27 protein-coding genes are annotated in these 14,370 nt (G+C 44.9%); all 27 read right to left on the bottom strand.

Annotation, left to right across the window (positions count from 1 at the left end; all coding sequences use genetic code 11):
* Positions 1–4: 4 nt before the first annotated feature.
* Entirely contained in the window at positions 5–397 is a 393-nt protein-coding gene (gene rpsK / locus DWY63_RS03650) for a 30S ribosomal protein S11 (RefSeq protein WP_022461574.1), read from the bottom strand.
* A gap of 50 nt (positions 398–447) precedes the next feature.
* Positions 448–816 carry a 30S ribosomal protein S13 gene (rpsM, locus tag DWY63_RS03645; protein ID WP_022461573.1) on the bottom strand — a complete coding sequence of 123 codons (369 nt, stop codon included), beginning with the start codon at positions 814–816 and terminating at the stop codon, positions 448–450.
* A gap of 295 nt (positions 817–1,111) precedes the next feature.
* Positions 1,112–1,225 carry a 50S ribosomal protein L36 gene (gene rpmJ / locus DWY63_RS03640; RefSeq protein ID WP_003022746.1) on the bottom strand — a complete coding sequence of 38 codons (114 nt, stop codon included), beginning with the start codon at positions 1,223–1,225 and terminating at the stop codon, positions 1,112–1,114.
* Positions 1,222–1,425 carry a hypothetical protein gene (locus DWY63_RS03635; RefSeq protein ID WP_055220743.1) on the bottom strand — a complete coding sequence of 68 codons (204 nt, stop codon included), beginning with the start codon at positions 1,423–1,425 and terminating at the stop codon, positions 1,222–1,224. Before DWY63_RS03635 ends, rpmJ begins: the two co-directional genes overlap by 4 nt.
* Before the next feature lie 93 nt (positions 1,426–1,518).
* Positions 1,519–2,991: a VanW family protein gene (locus DWY63_RS03630; RefSeq protein WP_158568315.1), complete on the bottom strand. Its 1,473-nt coding sequence runs from the start codon at positions 2,989–2,991 to the stop codon at positions 1,519–1,521.
* A 684-nt stretch (positions 2,992–3,675) separates the two neighbouring features.
* Positions 3,676–3,894 (bottom strand): translation initiation factor IF-1, encoded by a 219-nt coding sequence (gene infA, locus DWY63_RS03625; RefSeq protein WP_022461642.1) that lies wholly within the window; start codon positions 3,892–3,894, stop codon positions 3,676–3,678.
* A 3-nt stretch (positions 3,895–3,897) separates the two neighbouring features.
* Positions 3,898–4,149, bottom strand: coding sequence for a KOW domain-containing RNA-binding protein (locus DWY63_RS03620; protein WP_022461643.1), 252 nt, complete (start codon positions 4,147–4,149; stop codon positions 3,898–3,900).
* Positions 4,150–4,157: 8 nt separating this feature from the next.
* Positions 4,158–4,916 (bottom strand): type I methionyl aminopeptidase, encoded by a 759-nt coding sequence (map, locus tag DWY63_RS03615; RefSeq protein ID WP_117801366.1) that lies wholly within the window; start codon positions 4,914–4,916, stop codon positions 4,158–4,160.
* 3 nt (positions 4,917–4,919) lie between these two features.
* Complete coding sequence (locus DWY63_RS03610) at positions 4,920–5,564, bottom strand: adenylate kinase (protein ID WP_022461645.1); 645 nt, start codon at positions 5,562–5,564, stop codon at positions 4,920–4,922.
* A gap of 167 nt (positions 5,565–5,731) precedes the next feature.
* Positions 5,732–7,048 carry a preprotein translocase subunit SecY gene (gene secY / locus DWY63_RS03605; protein WP_022461646.1) on the bottom strand — a complete coding sequence of 439 codons (1,317 nt, stop codon included), beginning with the start codon at positions 7,046–7,048 and terminating at the stop codon, positions 5,732–5,734.
* Entirely contained in the window at positions 7,048–7,488 is a 441-nt protein-coding gene (rplO, locus tag DWY63_RS03600) for a 50S ribosomal protein L15 (RefSeq protein ID WP_022461647.1), read from the bottom strand. Before rplO ends, secY begins: the two co-directional genes overlap by 1 nt.
* Before the next feature lie 12 nt (positions 7,489–7,500).
* Positions 7,501–7,683, bottom strand: coding sequence for a 50S ribosomal protein L30 (gene rpmD, locus DWY63_RS03595; RefSeq protein WP_022461648.1), 183 nt, complete (start codon positions 7,681–7,683; stop codon positions 7,501–7,503).
* A 14-nt stretch (positions 7,684–7,697) separates the two neighbouring features.
* A complete protein-coding gene (gene rpsE, locus DWY63_RS03590) occupies positions 7,698–8,207 on the bottom strand; it encodes a 30S ribosomal protein S5 (protein ID WP_022461649.1) in 510 nt (169 codons plus the stop codon).
* 20 nt (positions 8,208–8,227) lie between these two features.
* Entirely contained in the window at positions 8,228–8,596 is a 369-nt protein-coding gene (gene rplR / locus DWY63_RS03585; RefSeq protein WP_022461650.1) for a 50S ribosomal protein L18, read from the bottom strand.
* A 17-nt stretch (positions 8,597–8,613) separates the two neighbouring features.
* Positions 8,614–9,153 carry a 50S ribosomal protein L6 gene (rplF, locus tag DWY63_RS03580; RefSeq protein ID WP_022461651.1) on the bottom strand — a complete coding sequence of 180 codons (540 nt, stop codon included), beginning with the start codon at positions 9,151–9,153 and terminating at the stop codon, positions 8,614–8,616.
* A gap of 80 nt (positions 9,154–9,233) precedes the next feature.
* Positions 9,234–9,635, bottom strand: coding sequence for a 30S ribosomal protein S8 (gene rpsH, locus DWY63_RS03575; protein ID WP_022461652.1), 402 nt, complete (start codon positions 9,633–9,635; stop codon positions 9,234–9,236).
* Positions 9,636–9,659: 24 nt separating this feature from the next.
* Complete coding sequence (locus DWY63_RS03570; RefSeq protein WP_022461653.1) at positions 9,660–9,845, bottom strand: type Z 30S ribosomal protein S14; 186 nt, start codon at positions 9,843–9,845, stop codon at positions 9,660–9,662.
* A gap of 16 nt (positions 9,846–9,861) precedes the next feature.
* Entirely contained in the window at positions 9,862–10,401 is a 540-nt protein-coding gene (gene rplE / locus DWY63_RS03565) for a 50S ribosomal protein L5 (RefSeq protein WP_022461654.1), read from the bottom strand.
* A gap of 20 nt (positions 10,402–10,421) precedes the next feature.
* Positions 10,422–10,763 (bottom strand): 50S ribosomal protein L24, encoded by a 342-nt coding sequence (gene rplX / locus DWY63_RS03560; RefSeq protein WP_022461655.1) that lies wholly within the window; start codon positions 10,761–10,763, stop codon positions 10,422–10,424.
* A gap of 10 nt (positions 10,764–10,773) precedes the next feature.
* Positions 10,774–11,142, bottom strand: a complete 369-nt coding sequence (gene rplN / locus DWY63_RS03555; protein WP_022461656.1) for a 50S ribosomal protein L14 — start codon at positions 11,140–11,142, stop codon at positions 10,774–10,776.
* A 35-nt stretch (positions 11,143–11,177) separates the two neighbouring features.
* A complete protein-coding gene (gene rpsQ, locus DWY63_RS03550; RefSeq protein ID WP_022461657.1) occupies positions 11,178–11,435 on the bottom strand; it encodes a 30S ribosomal protein S17 in 258 nt (85 codons plus the stop codon).
* 16 nt (positions 11,436–11,451) lie between these two features.
* Positions 11,452–11,661 (bottom strand): 50S ribosomal protein L29, encoded by a 210-nt coding sequence (gene rpmC, locus DWY63_RS03545; protein ID WP_022461658.1) that lies wholly within the window; start codon positions 11,659–11,661, stop codon positions 11,452–11,454.
* Entirely contained in the window at positions 11,651–12,088 is a 438-nt protein-coding gene (gene rplP / locus DWY63_RS03540) for a 50S ribosomal protein L16 (RefSeq protein WP_022461659.1), read from the bottom strand. The genes rpmC and rplP overlap by 11 nt, the downstream gene beginning before the upstream one ends.
* Positions 12,089–12,090: 2 nt before the next feature.
* On the bottom strand, positions 12,091–12,747 hold the full coding sequence (gene rpsC / locus DWY63_RS03535; RefSeq protein WP_022461660.1) for a 30S ribosomal protein S3: 657 nt from the start codon (positions 12,745–12,747) through the stop codon (positions 12,091–12,093).
* Between the two features lie 12 nt (positions 12,748–12,759).
* Positions 12,760–13,146 carry a 50S ribosomal protein L22 gene (gene rplV, locus DWY63_RS03530; RefSeq protein WP_022461661.1) on the bottom strand — a complete coding sequence of 129 codons (387 nt, stop codon included), beginning with the start codon at positions 13,144–13,146 and terminating at the stop codon, positions 12,760–12,762.
* Between the two features lie 33 nt (positions 13,147–13,179).
* Positions 13,180–13,461, bottom strand: a complete 282-nt coding sequence (gene rpsS, locus DWY63_RS03525) for a 30S ribosomal protein S19 (protein WP_022461662.1) — start codon at positions 13,459–13,461, stop codon at positions 13,180–13,182.
* 11 nt (positions 13,462–13,472) lie between these two features.
* Positions 13,473–14,318, bottom strand: a complete 846-nt coding sequence (rplB, locus tag DWY63_RS03520; RefSeq protein ID WP_117510470.1) for a 50S ribosomal protein L2 — start codon at positions 14,316–14,318, stop codon at positions 13,473–13,475.
* Positions 14,319–14,370 lie beyond the last annotated feature (52 nt).

Genomic DNA, 14,370 nt, shown 5'->3' with positions numbered 1-14,370 from the left:
CTAATCAGACTCTTCTACGTTTTGGTGGGCGGCATCCGTTGTGCGGAACCGGTGTTACGTCGCGGATGCTTGTAACTTCAAGACCGCATGCCTGAAGGGCACGGATTGCAGCTTCACGACCTGATCCTGGTCCTTTTACCATAACGTCAACAGTCTTTAAGCCATGAACCAGCGCTGCTTTGGTAGCAGTTTCTGCAGCCATCTGAGCTGCGTATGGAGTAGATTTTCTTGAACCTCTAAATCCCAGACCGCCGGCACTTGCCCAAGAAAGAGCATTTCCTTCTGCATCAGTCAGTGTTACGATTGTATTATTGAAGGAAGACTGGATATGTGCCTGTCCGTGTTCAACGTTTTTTCTGACACGACGTTTTGTCGTTTTCTTTGTCACTTTTGCCATTTTAAAACTAACCTACACTTTCTTAATCTTATATTGGACTACTGGTTAAATTATTTCTTCTTATTTGCAACAGTTCTCTTAGGACCTTTGCGGGTTCTTGCGTTGGTCTTTGTTTTCTGACCACGAACCGGAAGGCCTTTACGATGACGGATACCTCTGTAGCATCCGATCTCCTGCAGACGTTTGATGTTCATAGCGATTTCTCTACGAAGATCTCCTTCTACAACCTGACTCTCATCGATAACTGCGCTGAGTCTCTTTACTTCATCGTCTGTCAAATCTCTGCAGCGTGTGTCCGGATTTACTCCAGCTTCTTTTAAGATACGATCTGCACTTGTTCTACCGATTCCGTAGATATAGGTCAGACCAATCTCAACACGTTTGTCTCTTGGTAAGTCTACACCAGCTATACGAGCCATGTACTTTGTCCTCCATTTTTCTAAAACATTAATATTTTCCTAATTGGGATACAGGTATGCGTGTATCCAGCCGTGTTCGCACGACCTTTCTCCTTCTGCCACCTGACAGATCGGAGTATTAAGCAATATTATAAGGGATGTCTGCGCTCCGCGCGTCCACCCGCCGGAGGTGTCCTGGCTGCAACTTGCCAGGTGTCTCACTTTATAATATTAACAGCAGAACAACGCATTCACGCGCGTCCTCGCTGCAGCCGCACTTAAAATCTGCACAATTACGATCAAGCCTAATGACGGATTAGCCCTGGCGCTGTTTGTGCTTTGGATTCTCACAAATGATTCTGATGCTACCTTTTCTTTTGATAACTTTGCATTTCTCGCAGATCGGTTTTACAGAAGATCTAACCTTCATGATGAATCCTCCTTTCTTTGCTCCTTAGCGCCCCGTGTAGGGGAATTTTCTGTTGTAAACTTTTGGAATGCGTTTTCTTTTTGTGGGTTAGAAAAAAGTCCACGCGCAAAAGTTCGTTTTATAGTATAGCATTTTGTTCCCGGAAATGCAAGAAATTTTTTACATATTTTTTCATTTTTTTTTGCTCTTTTTCTGTGCATTTTTTCATCTCTCCCACCGGTAAGAAAAAAACAGGCCGGACAGATTTCTCTTCTCTGTCCCGCCTGTTTTTTACAGGTAACATCTTTTTTGCATCATGATCCTGAGTTCAGCGGTTTGTATTTGCTTGCGCATACGGATTCTGATTTTACTACATTTCCGCTTGCATCTTTATAATCACGATACGTTACATTACTCATCTCATCGATCTGCTCTACCCTTGGCTCAATGGTATAGTCGTTTTCTTTTGTTCCGAGAATTTTTACGGTCAGTGTATCACTGCTGTCCATATTCATCACAATTTTCACCGGATACTTATGATTATTTTCAAATTTGAAATCCGGTGAATCCCAGAATACGGTTGCATCCATTCCTGACGGCACATAATGTACCGGCATCGAATGGTTGGCTCTTTCCAACACATCAAGGTCTGTATACAAAATAGCGGAAAACAGTGTGGAAGACACCTGGCATTCGCCTCCTCCAAGTACCTGGACGACTTTGCCATCCTGATAGCCTGCTGCCTCCTGGTATCCTTTTTCCGCCGTTGTATCACCTACGACACCATTAAAAGAGAAGGTTTCTCCCGGCAGAACGATCTGTCCGTTGCAGATAGATGCCGTAAGTCCGACGTTGTGAATTCTTCCGCTCGTTCCACCTGCTGCGCTGGAGCTGTAACTTCCAAGCGTGTCTTTAAACAGATTTGCGTTCATCTTCTCGGTTGTAATCTCCGGCTCGGTAAAGGTAAACGGAATCGTGATATCCGTATTTTCTTCTGCACTCTCATACTCGGCTTTCGCACTGTCCGCATCCATTGAGGTTCCGTTTTTCGATGCCACAACGGAATATCCGTTGTCCGGATCCAGCGTCGCATTGACCGGCTCGGTATAAATCTGGCTTGCAATTCCGGCAAAATCCGGCTCCGTCAGCTGATTTTCTGCCGTCGGGCAGGAAATTACATCCTGGAAATTCATTGCTGTCACATTCGTCTGGATCTGCTGTTTTAAAGCATCCACATCCGGTCTGGTTCCGGAAATGCCTTTATGCACGATCAGGCCGGTATCTGTTACTTCATATGTAGTATCCTGCATGGAGTTGTAATCCTGAATGCCGGATGCCTGTACAATTCCTTCCACCTCATCTGGATGGGCCACAGTCGGCTGCACATCATAGGAAAGTTTCTCTGCCTTTCCCCGTTTCATCTCGACCCACTCCAGACCGCGAACCAGAAGATTTCCATGGCCTTTTTCATATGCTTTTTCAATTTCTGCGGAAGCATCCATCCCCAGCATTGGAAATACATTCATCGTATACTGCTGACCATCCAGCTCAACGGTAACAGCTGTATCTTTATAATCTTCTTCAAACTTCTGTTCCACTGTCTGTGCAGCTTCTTTTTTGCTCATTCTCTGAATGTTTACTCCGTTAATAGAAGCATCTGCCCAGATTTTGTCATCCTCGATGATCAGACAGAAGATTCCATATGCAGCGGCAAGTAAAACAATCACTGCAACTACGCTCAATGCTGCAACAAGGCCTTTTTTCTTTTTCTTTCCCATTTTTGTCATTGCACATTTTCCTTTCCTGTTATCTGTAAGGAGCAGCGATGCCATTGCTGCAGATCCGAATTATTTTTCAGACTGCAGCCTGCTGTTTCATAAAATGTTTCCTTGATTTCTGCCGGTGCATGGATTTTACCACACCGCCCAGGAGACCCTTCCCGGTAAAATTTCCCCGTAAAGTTTCTCTATTGCATTGTATCACATTATTTTGAGAATTCAACCAAATATTTCAACTTCACACAGAATTCACGAACATATATTCTTCTGTCGCTTTCGAGCCCTCATCTGTCATTTTCACGGTTTTCCGGCCGCTCTTTTCTCCTGTCTTTTCACTTTTTCTTTTTTTTCTGACGGTTTAAAAATTTTGTTTCAAAAGTGCACAAATTCTCCTGGTTTTTACAAAAAGTTTTCATAAAATTTTATACTTTTTTCATTGCTTTTTCTATTAAAATATTGCATAATACATCTGGAAGGTTTCAAAAGGGACTGAAAAGAAATTCAGATGCCCGCCGCCGCGGATGCTGCAGGGTTTGCAGACTGGTGCTTGCTTTGTGGCTGTCAGAAATCTGAAGGCCGGTGATCGAAATCTTTGTTCTGTAGAACGGTTACTGTTATTGGGGATGAATACAGAGAAACACATACAGAGAAAAAGCCATCCGGCATGCCGGATGGCTTTTTTTATCGTATTTCTTATTTATCTCTCCAGATAATACGTCCCTTGTCCAGATCGTATGGGGACAGCTCGATGGTTACTTTGTCTCCCGGAAGAATACGGATAAAGTTCATACGCAGCTTTCCGCTGATATGAGCCAGTACAACGTGTTTATTTTCCAGTTCTACTTTAAACATTGCGTTTGGTAATTTCTCGAGGACAGTTCCCTCTACTTCAATTACATCTGCCTTAGACATTGATTAATCCTCCTTCAACTCTTTGCAACTTTTTTCTTTTAATGCCTTACGGATATCTTCATCACGAACCGCATCCGTCATTTCGTAATCCGGCTGTACGTGAATCAGCTTCTTCTTTTTCGGCCGGTTGGCGGTACGGATTTTTCCGTCCACCAGGAATACGTATGGCTCCTGTACATCCGAAATCACATACAGCTTTCCTTTATCGTGGCCGGCCAGGCTTCTGGCAAACATTCCTTTCACAATCGGTTTCATAAATCCTCCTACGTATGCGAAAGTGTCAGAATTTCCGGTTCTCCCTCCGTAATCAGAATCGTGTTCTCATAATGTGCGGCAAGAGAGCCGTCTTCTGTCACAACGGTCCAGTCATCATCCAGCCATCTGACTGCATAGCCTCCGGCTGTGATCATCGGCTCGATGGCGAGCGTCATGCCAGGCTGCAGACGGACGCCGCGGCCTGGCTGTGCGAAATTTGGCACCGCCGGGTCTTCGTGCAGGTGTGTGCCGATACCGTGACCCACAAGATCACGGACAACGCCGTAGCCGAAGCTCTCTGCATATGCGCCGATCGCCGCCGAAATCTCATGAAGATGATGGCCTGCTTTTGCGTATTTGATTCCTTCAAAAAAGGCCTGGCGTGTTACTTCCACCAGTTTTCTTGCCTCCGGCGAGATCTCACCGACCGCGTGTGTGCGGGCTGCGTCGGAATGGTATCCTTCATAGATAAGTCCCGCATCCAGGCTGACAATGTCGCCCTCTTTCAGAATCCGTTTTTTACTTGGGATTCCGTGAACCACTTCCTCGTTCACAGAAACGCAGATTGAAGCCGGATACCCATTATAGTTTAAAAAGTTGGGAGTGCATCCGAAGCTGCGGATCATCTCTTCTCCGAGCTTGTTGATTTCCCAGGTTGACATTCCCGGATGGATGGCGCGGCCTAATTCATCGTGTACCTTCTCCAGCAGTTCACCGGCACGGCGCATTTTTTCAATTTCCCGGGCAGTTTTAATTGATATGGACATCCTTTACGCTCCTAAAATCTTTACTATATCCTGAAATACCACGTTGATATCCTGGGTTCCGTCAACTTCCACCAGAACATTGGCTTTCTTATAGTAGTCAATCAGAGGCTGTGTCTGAGCATGGTATACAGACAGTCTCTTCTGTACGGTCTCAGGTTTATCGTCATCACGAAGAACCAGCTCGCCGCCGCAGGTATCGCATACATCTTCTACCTTTGGTGCGTTAAATTCTACATGATACGTTGCTCCGCATCCGATGCAGGCACGGCGTCCGCCCATACGGTGAACGATATTTTCATCCGGTACTTCTACATTGATTGCGTAGTCAATTTTCTCTCCGCGTGCTTCCAGGGCTTTCGTCAGTGCCTCTGCCTGCGGAATCGTTCTTGGGAAGCCATCCAGCACGTAGCCCTTTGCTGCGTCCGGTTTGGAAATACGGTCTACAACAAGATCGCAGGTCAGCTCGTCCGGAACGAGTTCTCCCTTGTCCATGAATGCTTTCGCTTTCTTTCCAAGCTCGGTTCCCTCTTTGATATTTGCGCGGAAGATATCGCCGGTTGAAATATGAGGAATCTCATATTTTGCAGCGATCTGTTTTGCCTGTGTACCTTTTCCGGCACCAGGTGCCCCCAACATAATAATTTTCATGCGCTTTTCCTCCCATGTTTGAATTTGCAGCAATCCACTGCGTGTAATTTACCCTATTATACCATAAAATAAACCACAATAGCAAAAATTTTCTCTGTTAAAGCCTCTTTAAAAGCGCTTTAAACAAAAGAAAGGGACTGTCTTATCCAGACAGTCCCTCTTATGCCTTAATCGTTTAAGAATCCTTTGTAATTGCGTACCAGCATCATGGATTCAATCTGTTTTAAGGTTTCCAGAATTACGCTGGCAATAATGATCAGAGAAGTACCTCCAAAGGATACATTCGCTTTGAAAAATCCATTAAAGAAAAATGGAATCACTGCAACAATGGTAAGACCTGCTGCACCGATAAAAATAATATAGCTGAGCAGATTGTTCAGATAATCTACCGTGGATTTACCCGGGCGGATGCCTGGGATAAAGCCGCCCTGTTTTTTCATGTTATCTGCAACTTCCATCGGGTTGAAGGTGATGGAGGTATAGAAATAAGCGAAGAAAATAACAAGGACAATGTAGAGAATCAGGCCCAGCGAAGCAACTGGATTGGTTTTGTCAAACCAGTTGTTGGAATTCAGCATCTTGATCAGCGTTCCGCCGATACCTTTGATATCCGACTTTCCGACAAACGACAGGATAATCGATGGGAAAGACATGATGGATGATGCAAAGATGATCGGGATAACGCCCGCTGTATTTACCTTCAGCGGAATATTGGATGACTGTCCGCCAACCATTTTTCTTCCGGCCATTTTCTTGGAATACTGTACCGGAATTCTTCTCTCAGCGCCATTCAGGATCAGTACCAGCACAACAACAGCGATGATCACAACAGCGATGATAATCCACATCAGCAGACCACGCGCGATGGTTTTGCCTTTTACGAAGGTTTCGTAAAGGGTTACCATATCCTGCGGGATTCTGGAAAGGATGTTGATTAACAGGACCATAGAAATACCATTTCCAACGCCCTTGTCGTTGATCTGTTCTCCCACCCACATAAGGAAGGCAGAACCGGCTGTCAGAGCTGCCACTACAACAATCACATTAACTGCGTTAAAAGTGGTGAGGAGTCCCTGGCGTCCAAAGCCTACTGCCATGGCAACAGACTCAAACAATGCAAGACCTACTGTCACATAACGAGTAATCGCAGTCATTTTCTTTCTTCCCTCTTCGCCGTCACGCTGCATTTCCTCAAGTCGTGGAATTGCAATGGTGAGCAGCTGAATAATGATGGAAGAAGTAATGTACGGTGTAATACTCAGAGCAAAGATGGAGAAACGGTCGAAACCGCCGCCCGTGAATGCATTCAGGAAGCTGAATGCCTCATTCGTATTATTTGCAAAATAATTCGCAAAAAAGCTTGTATTGACACCCGGTACAGGCATCTGAGAGCCTAACCGGATGACAACAAGCATCATAAGCACATAAAATATTTTGCGACGAACATCTTTGACCTTAAATGCATTGATAAAGGTCTTAAACATTAGATCACCTCGACTGTTCCACCTGCCGCTTCAATTTTTGCCTTTGCGCTCTCGCTGAAAGCATTTGCTTTTACAGTGAGTTTTTTGGTGACTTCACCGTTTCCAAGGATTTTTACGCCATCTCTCGGATTGGAAACAAGACCAGTCTCAATCATAGTTTCTACGGTTACAACAGCTCCGTCCTCATAACGATTCAGAGCATCTACATTGATTCCAACGATTTCCTTGGAGTTTCTGTTTTTGAAACCTCTCTTCGGAAGACGTCTGTATAAAGGCATCTGACCACCTTCAAATCCCGGTCTCGGTGCTCCGGAACGTGCTTTCTGTCCTTTGTGGCCTTTACCTGCTGTTTTACCATTTCCTGAACCATGTCCACGGCCTCTGCGGAAGTTATCGTTCTGTCTGGAACCTTCAGCCGGCTGTAAATTAGATAAGTCCATTACGGTACCTCCTTATGCTTCTTCTACTTTAACCAGGTAAGAAACCTGATTAACCATGCCGCGAACTGCTGCGTTATCCGGCAGTTCTACCGTCTTGTTAACTTTTTTCAGACCCAGTGCTTCCACGGTTCTTCTATGTTTCGGAACACATCCGATCGGGGATTTCACCAGTGTTACTTTTAATTTATCTGCCATTTTTCACATCCTCCTTAAGCAAAGATCTCGTTTGTAGATTTGCCGCGAAGTCTTGCTACTTCTTCTGGAGTCTTCAGCTCAGACAGACCAGCGATGGTAGCCAGAACTACGTTCTGCTTATTTCTGGATCCAAGGGATTTTGTACGGATGTTCTTAATACCAGCTAACTCGATTACGGCACGGGCTGGGCCACCAGCGATGACACCAGTACCTTCAGGAGCTTTCTTTAACAGAACCTCTGCGCTTCCGAATTTACCTACGTAGTCATGAGTGATACTTCCGTTCTCATTGATTGCTACGCTTACCAGTTTCTTCATAGCGTCTTCTTTACCTTTGCGGATAGCTTCCGGAATCTCGGCTGCTTTTCCAAGGCCTGCGCCTACGTGTCCATTGCCGTCGCCGACAACTACTAAAGCTGTGAAACGGAAGTTACGACCACCTTTAACAACTTTTGTAACACGCTTAATTGATACGACTTTTTCTTCCAGTTCGAACTGGCTTGCATCAATAATTGTATGCTTCATGTGTTCTTTTCCTTCCTTTCTTAGAATACCAGCCCAGCTTCTCTAGCTGCGTCTGCGAATGCCTGGATTTTTCCCTGGTAGATGAATCCGCCACGGTCAAATACAACTTCAGTAATACCTGCTTCTACAGCTTTCTTTCCAAGAACGGTTCCAAGATATGCTGCTGCATCTACATTGTTGGTTTTCTCAAGCTCTGCTTTAACATCTTTCTGAAGAGTAGAAGCAGAAACTAAAGTATTTCCAATCGTATCGTCGATAATCTGAGCATACATATGGTTATTGCTGCGGAATACACACAGACGCGGACGCTGTGCAGTACCTACGATATGATTACGTAATCTTCTATGCTTTTTCTGGCGCATCTGCGCTCTTGATACTTTACTAATCATGTTCACACTCTCCTTAATTATTTCTTACCAGTCTTACCAACTTTACGTCTGATCACTTCATCAGCATACTTGATTCCCTTGCCCTTGTATGGCTCAGGTCTTCTCTTGTCTCTGATTTCAGCGGCATACTGGCCAACTTTCTCTTTGCTGATACCGGAAACAATGATCTTGTTGCCGTCTACAGCGGAGGAGAGTCCTTCCGGATCGATCATCTCTACCGGATGAGAATATCCAAGAGACAGAACTAATTTGTTGCCCTGTTTTGCAGCTCTGTAACCTACACCGTTTACTTCCAGTGTTTTGGTATAGCCTTCGCTAACACCAATTACCATGTTGTGGATCAGAGTTCTGGTCAGACCATGAAGAGCTTTCATTTTCTTCAGATCGTTCGGTCTTGTAACTACTACGTGTCCGTCTTCCAGTTTGATGGTCATTTCAGACGGGAGAGTTCTCTCTAATGTTCCTTTTGGTCCTTTTACTACAACGTGGTTGTTTTCCTGGATGTCTACTGTTACACCTGCAGGAATTGCCACTGGCAGTCTTCCAATACGTGACATACCAATTTCCTCCTATTAACTTAGATTTTCGGAGAGAGCTTTAAGCTCTCTCTGTTTTCAGTTGCCTTGTTTCGTTTCTATTACCAAACGAATGCCAGAACCTCGCCGCCGACCTGCAGCTTACGAGCTTCTTTATCGGTGATAACACCCTGGTTTGTGGAAAGAATAGCGATTCCAAGTCCGCCAAGTACTCTCGGCAGCTCATCTTTGCCAACATAGATTCTCAGACCCGGTTTGGAGATTCTCTTCAGACCGGTGATGATCTTCTCGTTTTTGTCAGCGCCATATTTCAGGGTGATGTGCATATTCTGGAATGCACCCTCATCGCTGAGTTCATATTTTGCAATGTATCCCTCGTTTACCAGGATATCAGCGATTGCGATTTTCATTTTGGATGCCGGAACATCTACTGTATCATGTTTTGCAGTGTTAGCGTTACGGATTCTTGTAAGCATATCTGCAATCGGATCACTCATACTCATTTGAATTTGCCTCCTTCTAAAATTTTACCAACTAGCTTTCTTAACGCCAGGAATCTGGCCTTTGTATGCTAATTCACGGAAGCAGATTCTGCAGATTCCGTATTTTCTTAAATATGCGTGTGGACGGCCACAAATTCTGCAACGATTGTATTCTCTTGTAGAGAATTTAGCTTTGCGCTGCTGTTTGATTTTCATTGCTGTTTTAGCCATGAATCAATTCCTCCTATTACTTTGCGAATGGCATGTTGAATAATGTCAGTAATTCACGAGCTTCTTCATCTGTGTTAGCAGTGGTAACGAAGATAATGTCCATACCTCTGACTTTATCAACTTTATCATACTCGATCTCTGGGAAAATCAGCTGCTCTTTGATACCAAGAGCATAGTTTCCTCTGCCATCGAAAGCGTTCGGATTTACGCCGCGGAAGTCACGTACACGAGGCAGTGCCAGGTTGATCAGGCGGTCTGCGAACTCGTACATTTTCTCGCCACGAAGGGTAACTTTGCATCCGATCGGCATACCCTCACGGATTTTAAAGTTTGCTACGGAATTTTTCGCTTTCGTGGTAACTGCTTTCTGTCCGGTGATAGCTTCCATATCACTGATTGCAGCGTCCAGAAGTTTAGCGTTCTCCTTAGCTTCACCAACACCCATGTTGATTACGATTTTGGAGAGCTTCGGCACTTCCATCACGTTTTTGTATCCAAATTTTTTGGTCATTGCATCAACGATCTGCTCGTTGTAAAGATCTTTCAGTCTACTCACGGTTTTGCCTCCTCTCTTCCTTAATCAATTACTGCGCCGTTCAGCTCTTTTGCTTTTGCAACGCGGGTTCTAACAGCTTTTGTTTTGCCGTTTTTCTCAACCATCTCAACTTTGATTCCAACGCGGGTCGGAACTCCTTTTACAACCAGCATTACGTTGGATGCATCGATAGGAGCTTCTTTGTTAACGATTCCGCCCTGCTGATTGCTCATAGACGGTTTCTCATGCTTTGTAATCATGTTTACGCCTTCAACAACAACACGGTTGTTCTTTACGTCAACGCTGACTACTTTGCCGGTTTTGTCTTTATCTTTGCCGGCGATTACCTTTACGGTATCGCCTTTTTTAATCTTCATTGACATAGCTGTCCTCCTATAATACTTCCGGAGCTAAGGAAACAATCTTCATGAACTGTTTCTCACGAAGCTCTCTGGCTACTGGTCCAAAAATACGGGTTCCTTTTGGAGTTTTGTCATCTTTGATAATAACTGCTGCGTTCTCATCAAATTTGATGTAAGAACCGTCTTTACGACGAGCGCCTTTTACGCTTCTTACAACAACAGCTTTTACTACGTCACCTTTTTTAACAACGCCGCCTGGTGTTGCATCTTTGACCGAAGCAACGATTACATCACCAATGTTGGCATATCTTCTTGTAGAACCGCCCATAACACGAATGCATAAGATTTCTTTTGCACCGGTGTTGTCAGCGACTTTCAGTCTAGTTTCCTGCTGAATCATGCTGGTATTCCTCCTTTAGCATTCTGATCTCTTATTTATTTCGCTTTCTCAACGATCTCCACAAGTCTCCATCTCTTATCTTTGGATAAAGGTCTTGTTTCCATAACTCGTACGGTATCACCTACATGGCACTCGTTGTTTGCATCGTGTGCTTTCAGCTTATATGTGCTTTTTACAATTTTCTTGTACAGAGGATGTTTTACATGGTCTTCGATGGCAACCACGATAGTCTTATCCATCTTATCGCTGACAACTTTGCCCACGCGAGTTTTTCTAAGATTTCTTTCTTCCACGATATTTTCCTCCTAATTACTCAGCTGCGTTTGCCTTCTGGGCAATAACAGTCTGGATTCTTGCAATATTTTTGCGAACCTCTTTGATTCGGCTTGTATTGTCAAGCTGGTTGGTTGCATTCTGGAATCTTAAATTGAAGAGTTCCTTTTTAGCAGCTACTAATTCGTCATTCAGCTCAGCTGCGCTCTTTGTATTTAAATCTTTTACAAATTCGTTAGTTTTCACTGTTATCACCGCCTTCTAAGTCTGCACGAGAAACAACTTTGCATTTACATGGTAACTTATGCATGGCAAGACGTAATGCCTCGCGGGCTGTTTCTTCCGGAACACCTGCGATTTCGAACATTACACGGCCTGGTTTTACTACTGCTACCCAGTACTCCAGAGAACCTTTTCCGGAACCCATTCGGGTTTCAGCCGGCTGTGCGGTTACTGGTTTGTCCGGGAAAATTTTGATCCAAACTTTACCACCACGTTTGATGTAACGTGTCATGGCGATACGGGCTGCCTCGATCTGGTTGGATTTGATCCAGCATGGCTCAAGGGCTACGAGACCAAATTCACCGTAGTTAATTTTGTTTCCTCTGAGGGCTTTACCCTTCATGGAACCACGGAACTGTTTACGACGTTTTACTCTCTTCGGCATTAACATAATTAATTCTCGCTCCCTTCCTTTTTAGTTCTGGTTGGAAGTACTTCGCCATTGTAGATCCATGCTTTTACGCCAACTTTACCGTAAGTGGTATCTGCTTCAGCGAATCCATAATCGATATCGGCACGCAGGGTCTGCAGCGGAATAGTTCCCTCGCTGTAGAACTCGGTACGAGCCATATCAGCTCCACCAAGACGTCCGGATACAGATGTTTTGATTCCCTTAGCGCCAGCTCTCATCGTACGCTGCATGGTAGACTTCATAGCACGACGGAAGGAAATACGGTTTTCCAGCTGTAATGCAATGTTCTCAGCAACGAGCTGTGCATCGCGGTCCGGTCTTTTTACTTCTTTGATATCTACGATAAGCTTTTTGTCAGTCAGTTTCTGAACTTCAGCTTTTACTTTCTCGATCTCTGCTCCGCCTTTACCGATAACAACGCCCGGTTTTGCGGTGTAGATGATAACTTTTACTCTGTCAGATGCTCTTTCGATTTCGATCTTGGAAACACCTGCGCTGTACAGTTTCTTCTTCAGGTATGTGCGGATGTTGTAGTCCTCTACGAGGTTATCTGCGAAATCACCCTCGGCATACCATTTGGAATCCCAGTCTTTAATAACACCGACTCTCAGGCCGTGTGGATTAACTTTCTGTCCCATGACATGTCCTCCTTATTTCTCGTCTAACACAATCGTGATGTGGCTGTTTCTCTTCAGGATTCTGTAAGCTCTGCCCTGTGCTCTCGGATGAATTCTCTTCATGGTCGGAGCCTTGTTAGCGAAGCACTCAGCTACATACAGGTTTTCTCTGGAAAGACCGTTGTTGTTCTCAGCGTTTGCGATTGCGGACTCCAGCAGTTTTTTCACTACGCTGGAGGCATATCTCGGGTTATAAGTTACAATACCAAGTGCGGTTGTTACGTCTTTACCGCGGATTGCATCTAAAACAAATCCAGCTTTCTGCGCAGACATTCTAGCGTAGGATAACTTTGCAGACGGTCTGGTATCTTTGTTAGCATTTCTTGCTCTTTTAATCTGACTTCTATGTCCTTTAGCCATTGCTAAAAAACCTCCTCTCTCAAATCATTCTACTTAGCGGACGCCGGATTTCTTCTCGTCCTTGCCGTGACCTCTGTAGGTTCTGGTTGCTACGAACTCACCGAGTTTGTGTCCAACCATATCCTCTGTAACGTATACCGGCACATGTTTTCTTCCGTCATGAACAGCGATTGTGTGTCCAACGAATGACGGGAAGATTGTAGAACGACGTGACCAGGTTTTAATGACTGTTTTATCTCCTGAAGCGTTTGCAGCGTCAACTTTCTTTAACAGGCTTTCATCTGCAAATGGTCCTTTTTTTAATGAACGAGACATCGTTTACCTCCTTATTTCGATAAAGCTTTTCCATCGCGTCTTCTTACGATGTACTTGTTAGACTGCTTGTTCTTTGCTCTGGTCTTCAGGCCAAGAGCCGGTTTTCCCCAAGGAGTAGACGGGCCCGGACGTCCGATACCGGTCTTTCCTTCTCCACCACCGTGTGGATGGTCATTCGGGTTCATGACAGAACCACGTACAGTCGGGCGGATACCCATGTTACGTTTCCGTCCTGCTTTACCAATGTTGATCAGGCTGTGCTCGCCATTTCCAACAACACCGATGGATGCACGGCAGTTGATCGGAACCATTCTCATCTCTCCGGATGGAAGACGAAGGGTTGCGTATTTGCCTTCTTTAGCCATCAGCTGAGCGCCATTACCAGCTGCACGAACAAGCTGTCCGCCTTTGCCTGCATGAAGCTCTACGTTGTGAACCATGGTACCAACCGGAATCTCGGACAGCGGCAGGCAGTTTCCAGGTCTTACTTCGGCAGCAGCGCCGCTCATAACCTTCATGCCAACTTTCAGTCCTTCCGGAGCCAGGATGTATGCTTTCTCGCCGTCTGCATAGCAGATCAAAGCGATGTTTGCTGTTCTGTTCGGATCGTACTCGATCGATTTAACAGTTGCCGGAACATCATCTTTTCTTCTCTTAAAGTCGATGATTCTGTATTTTCTTCTGCTTCCGCCTCCGCGGTGTCTTACAGTGATTTTACCCTGGTTGTTACGTCCAGCGTTTTTCTTCAGGGACACTACCAGAGATTTCTCCGGTGTGCTCTTCGTGATTTCGTTGAAATCAGAGGAGGTCATGTGTCTTCTGGAAGGTGTATATGGGTTAAAGCTTTTGATTCCCATTACTTTGTTCTCCTTTCATTTCGTATCGCACTTATGTGTGCATATTTCGAAC

Source organism: Blautia sp. AF26-2, from assembly GCF_003460955.1.
Lineage (GTDB): Bacteria > Bacillota > Clostridia > Lachnospirales > Lachnospiraceae > Fusicatenibacter > Fusicatenibacter saccharivorans.
The sequence above is the reverse complement of the archived record's forward strand: the minus strand, read 5'-3'. Positions and strand labels throughout refer to the sequence as shown.

What these genes read in the sequence shown, in the direction of transcription:
- rpsK (WP_022461574.1), bottom strand. Translation starts at nt 397, where the DNA reads ATGGCAAAAGTGACAAAGAAAACGACAAAACGTCGTGTCAGAAAAAAC.
- rpsM (WP_022461573.1), bottom strand. Translation starts at nt 816, where the DNA reads ATGGCTCGTATAGCTGGTGTAGACTTACCAAGAGACAAACGTGTTGAG.
- rpmJ (WP_003022746.1), bottom strand. Translation starts at nt 1,225, where the DNA reads ATGAAGGTTAGATCTTCTGTAAAACCGATCTGCGAGAAATGCAAAGTT.
- DWY63_RS03635 (WP_055220743.1), bottom strand. Translation starts at nt 1,425, where the DNA reads ATGCACAGAAAAAGAGCAAAAAAAAATGAAAAAATATGTAAAAAATTT.
- DWY63_RS03630 (WP_158568315.1), bottom strand. Translation starts at nt 2,991, where the DNA reads ATGACAAAAATGGGAAAGAAAAAGAAAAAAGGCCTTGTTGCAGCATTG.
- infA (WP_022461642.1), bottom strand. Translation starts at nt 3,894, where the DNA reads ATGTCTAAGGCAGATGTAATTGAAGTAGAGGGAACTGTCCTCGAGAAA.
- DWY63_RS03620 (WP_022461643.1), bottom strand. Translation starts at nt 4,149, where the DNA reads ATGAAACCGATTGTGAAAGGAATGTTTGCCAGAAGCCTGGCCGGCCAC.
- map (WP_117801366.1), bottom strand. Translation starts at nt 4,916, where the DNA reads ATGTCCATATCAATTAAAACTGCCCGGGAAATTGAAAAAATGCGCCGT.
- DWY63_RS03610 (WP_022461645.1), bottom strand. Translation starts at nt 5,564, where the DNA reads ATGAAAATTATTATGTTGGGGGCACCTGGTGCCGGAAAAGGTACACAG.
- secY (WP_022461646.1), bottom strand. Translation starts at nt 7,048, where the DNA reads ATGTTTAAGACCTTTATCAATGCATTTAAGGTCAAAGATGTTCGTCGC.
- rplO (WP_022461647.1), bottom strand. Translation starts at nt 7,488, where the DNA reads ATGGACTTATCTAATTTACAGCCGGCTGAAGGTTCCAGACAGAACGAT.
- rpmD (WP_022461648.1), bottom strand. Translation starts at nt 7,683, where the DNA reads ATGGCAGATAAATTAAAAGTAACACTGGTGAAATCCCCGATCGGATGT.
- rpsE (WP_022461649.1), bottom strand. Translation starts at nt 8,207, where the DNA reads ATGAAGCATACAATTATTGATGCAAGCCAGTTCGAACTGGAAGAAAAA.
- rplR (WP_022461650.1), bottom strand. Translation starts at nt 8,596, where the DNA reads ATGATTAGTAAAGTATCAAGAGCGCAGATGCGCCAGAAAAAGCATAGA.
- rplF (WP_022461651.1), bottom strand. Translation starts at nt 9,153, where the DNA reads ATGTCACGTATTGGAAGACTGCCAGTGGCAATTCCTGCAGGTGTAACA.
- rpsH (WP_022461652.1), bottom strand. Translation starts at nt 9,635, where the DNA reads ATGAGTATGAGTGATCCGATTGCAGATATGCTTACAAGAATCCGTAAC.
- DWY63_RS03570 (WP_022461653.1), bottom strand. Translation starts at nt 9,845, where the DNA reads ATGGCTAAAACAGCAATGAAAATCAAACAGCAGCGCAAAGCTAAATTC.
- rplX (WP_022461655.1), bottom strand. Translation starts at nt 10,763, where the DNA reads ATGTCAATGAAGATTAAAAAAGGCGATACCGTAAAGGTAATCGCCGGC.
- rplN (WP_022461656.1), bottom strand. Translation starts at nt 11,142, where the DNA reads ATGATTCAGCAGGAAACTAGACTGAAAGTCGCTGACAACACCGGTGCA.
- rplP (WP_022461659.1), bottom strand. Translation starts at nt 12,088, where the DNA reads ATGTTAATGCCGAAGAGAGTAAAACGTCGTAAACAGTTCCGTGGTTCC.
- rpsC (WP_022461660.1), bottom strand. Translation starts at nt 12,747, where the DNA reads ATGGGACAGAAAGTTAATCCACACGGCCTGAGAGTCGGTGTTATTAAA.
- rplV (WP_022461661.1), bottom strand. Translation starts at nt 13,146, where the DNA reads ATGGCTAAAGGACATAGAAGTCAGATTAAAAGAGCAAGAAATGCTAAC.
- rpsS (WP_022461662.1), bottom strand. Translation starts at nt 13,461, where the DNA reads ATGTCTCGTTCATTAAAAAAAGGACCATTTGCAGATGAAAGCCTGTTA.
- rplB (WP_117510470.1), bottom strand. Translation starts at nt 14,318, where the DNA reads ATGGGAATCAAAAGCTTTAACCCATATACACCTTCCAGAAGACACATG.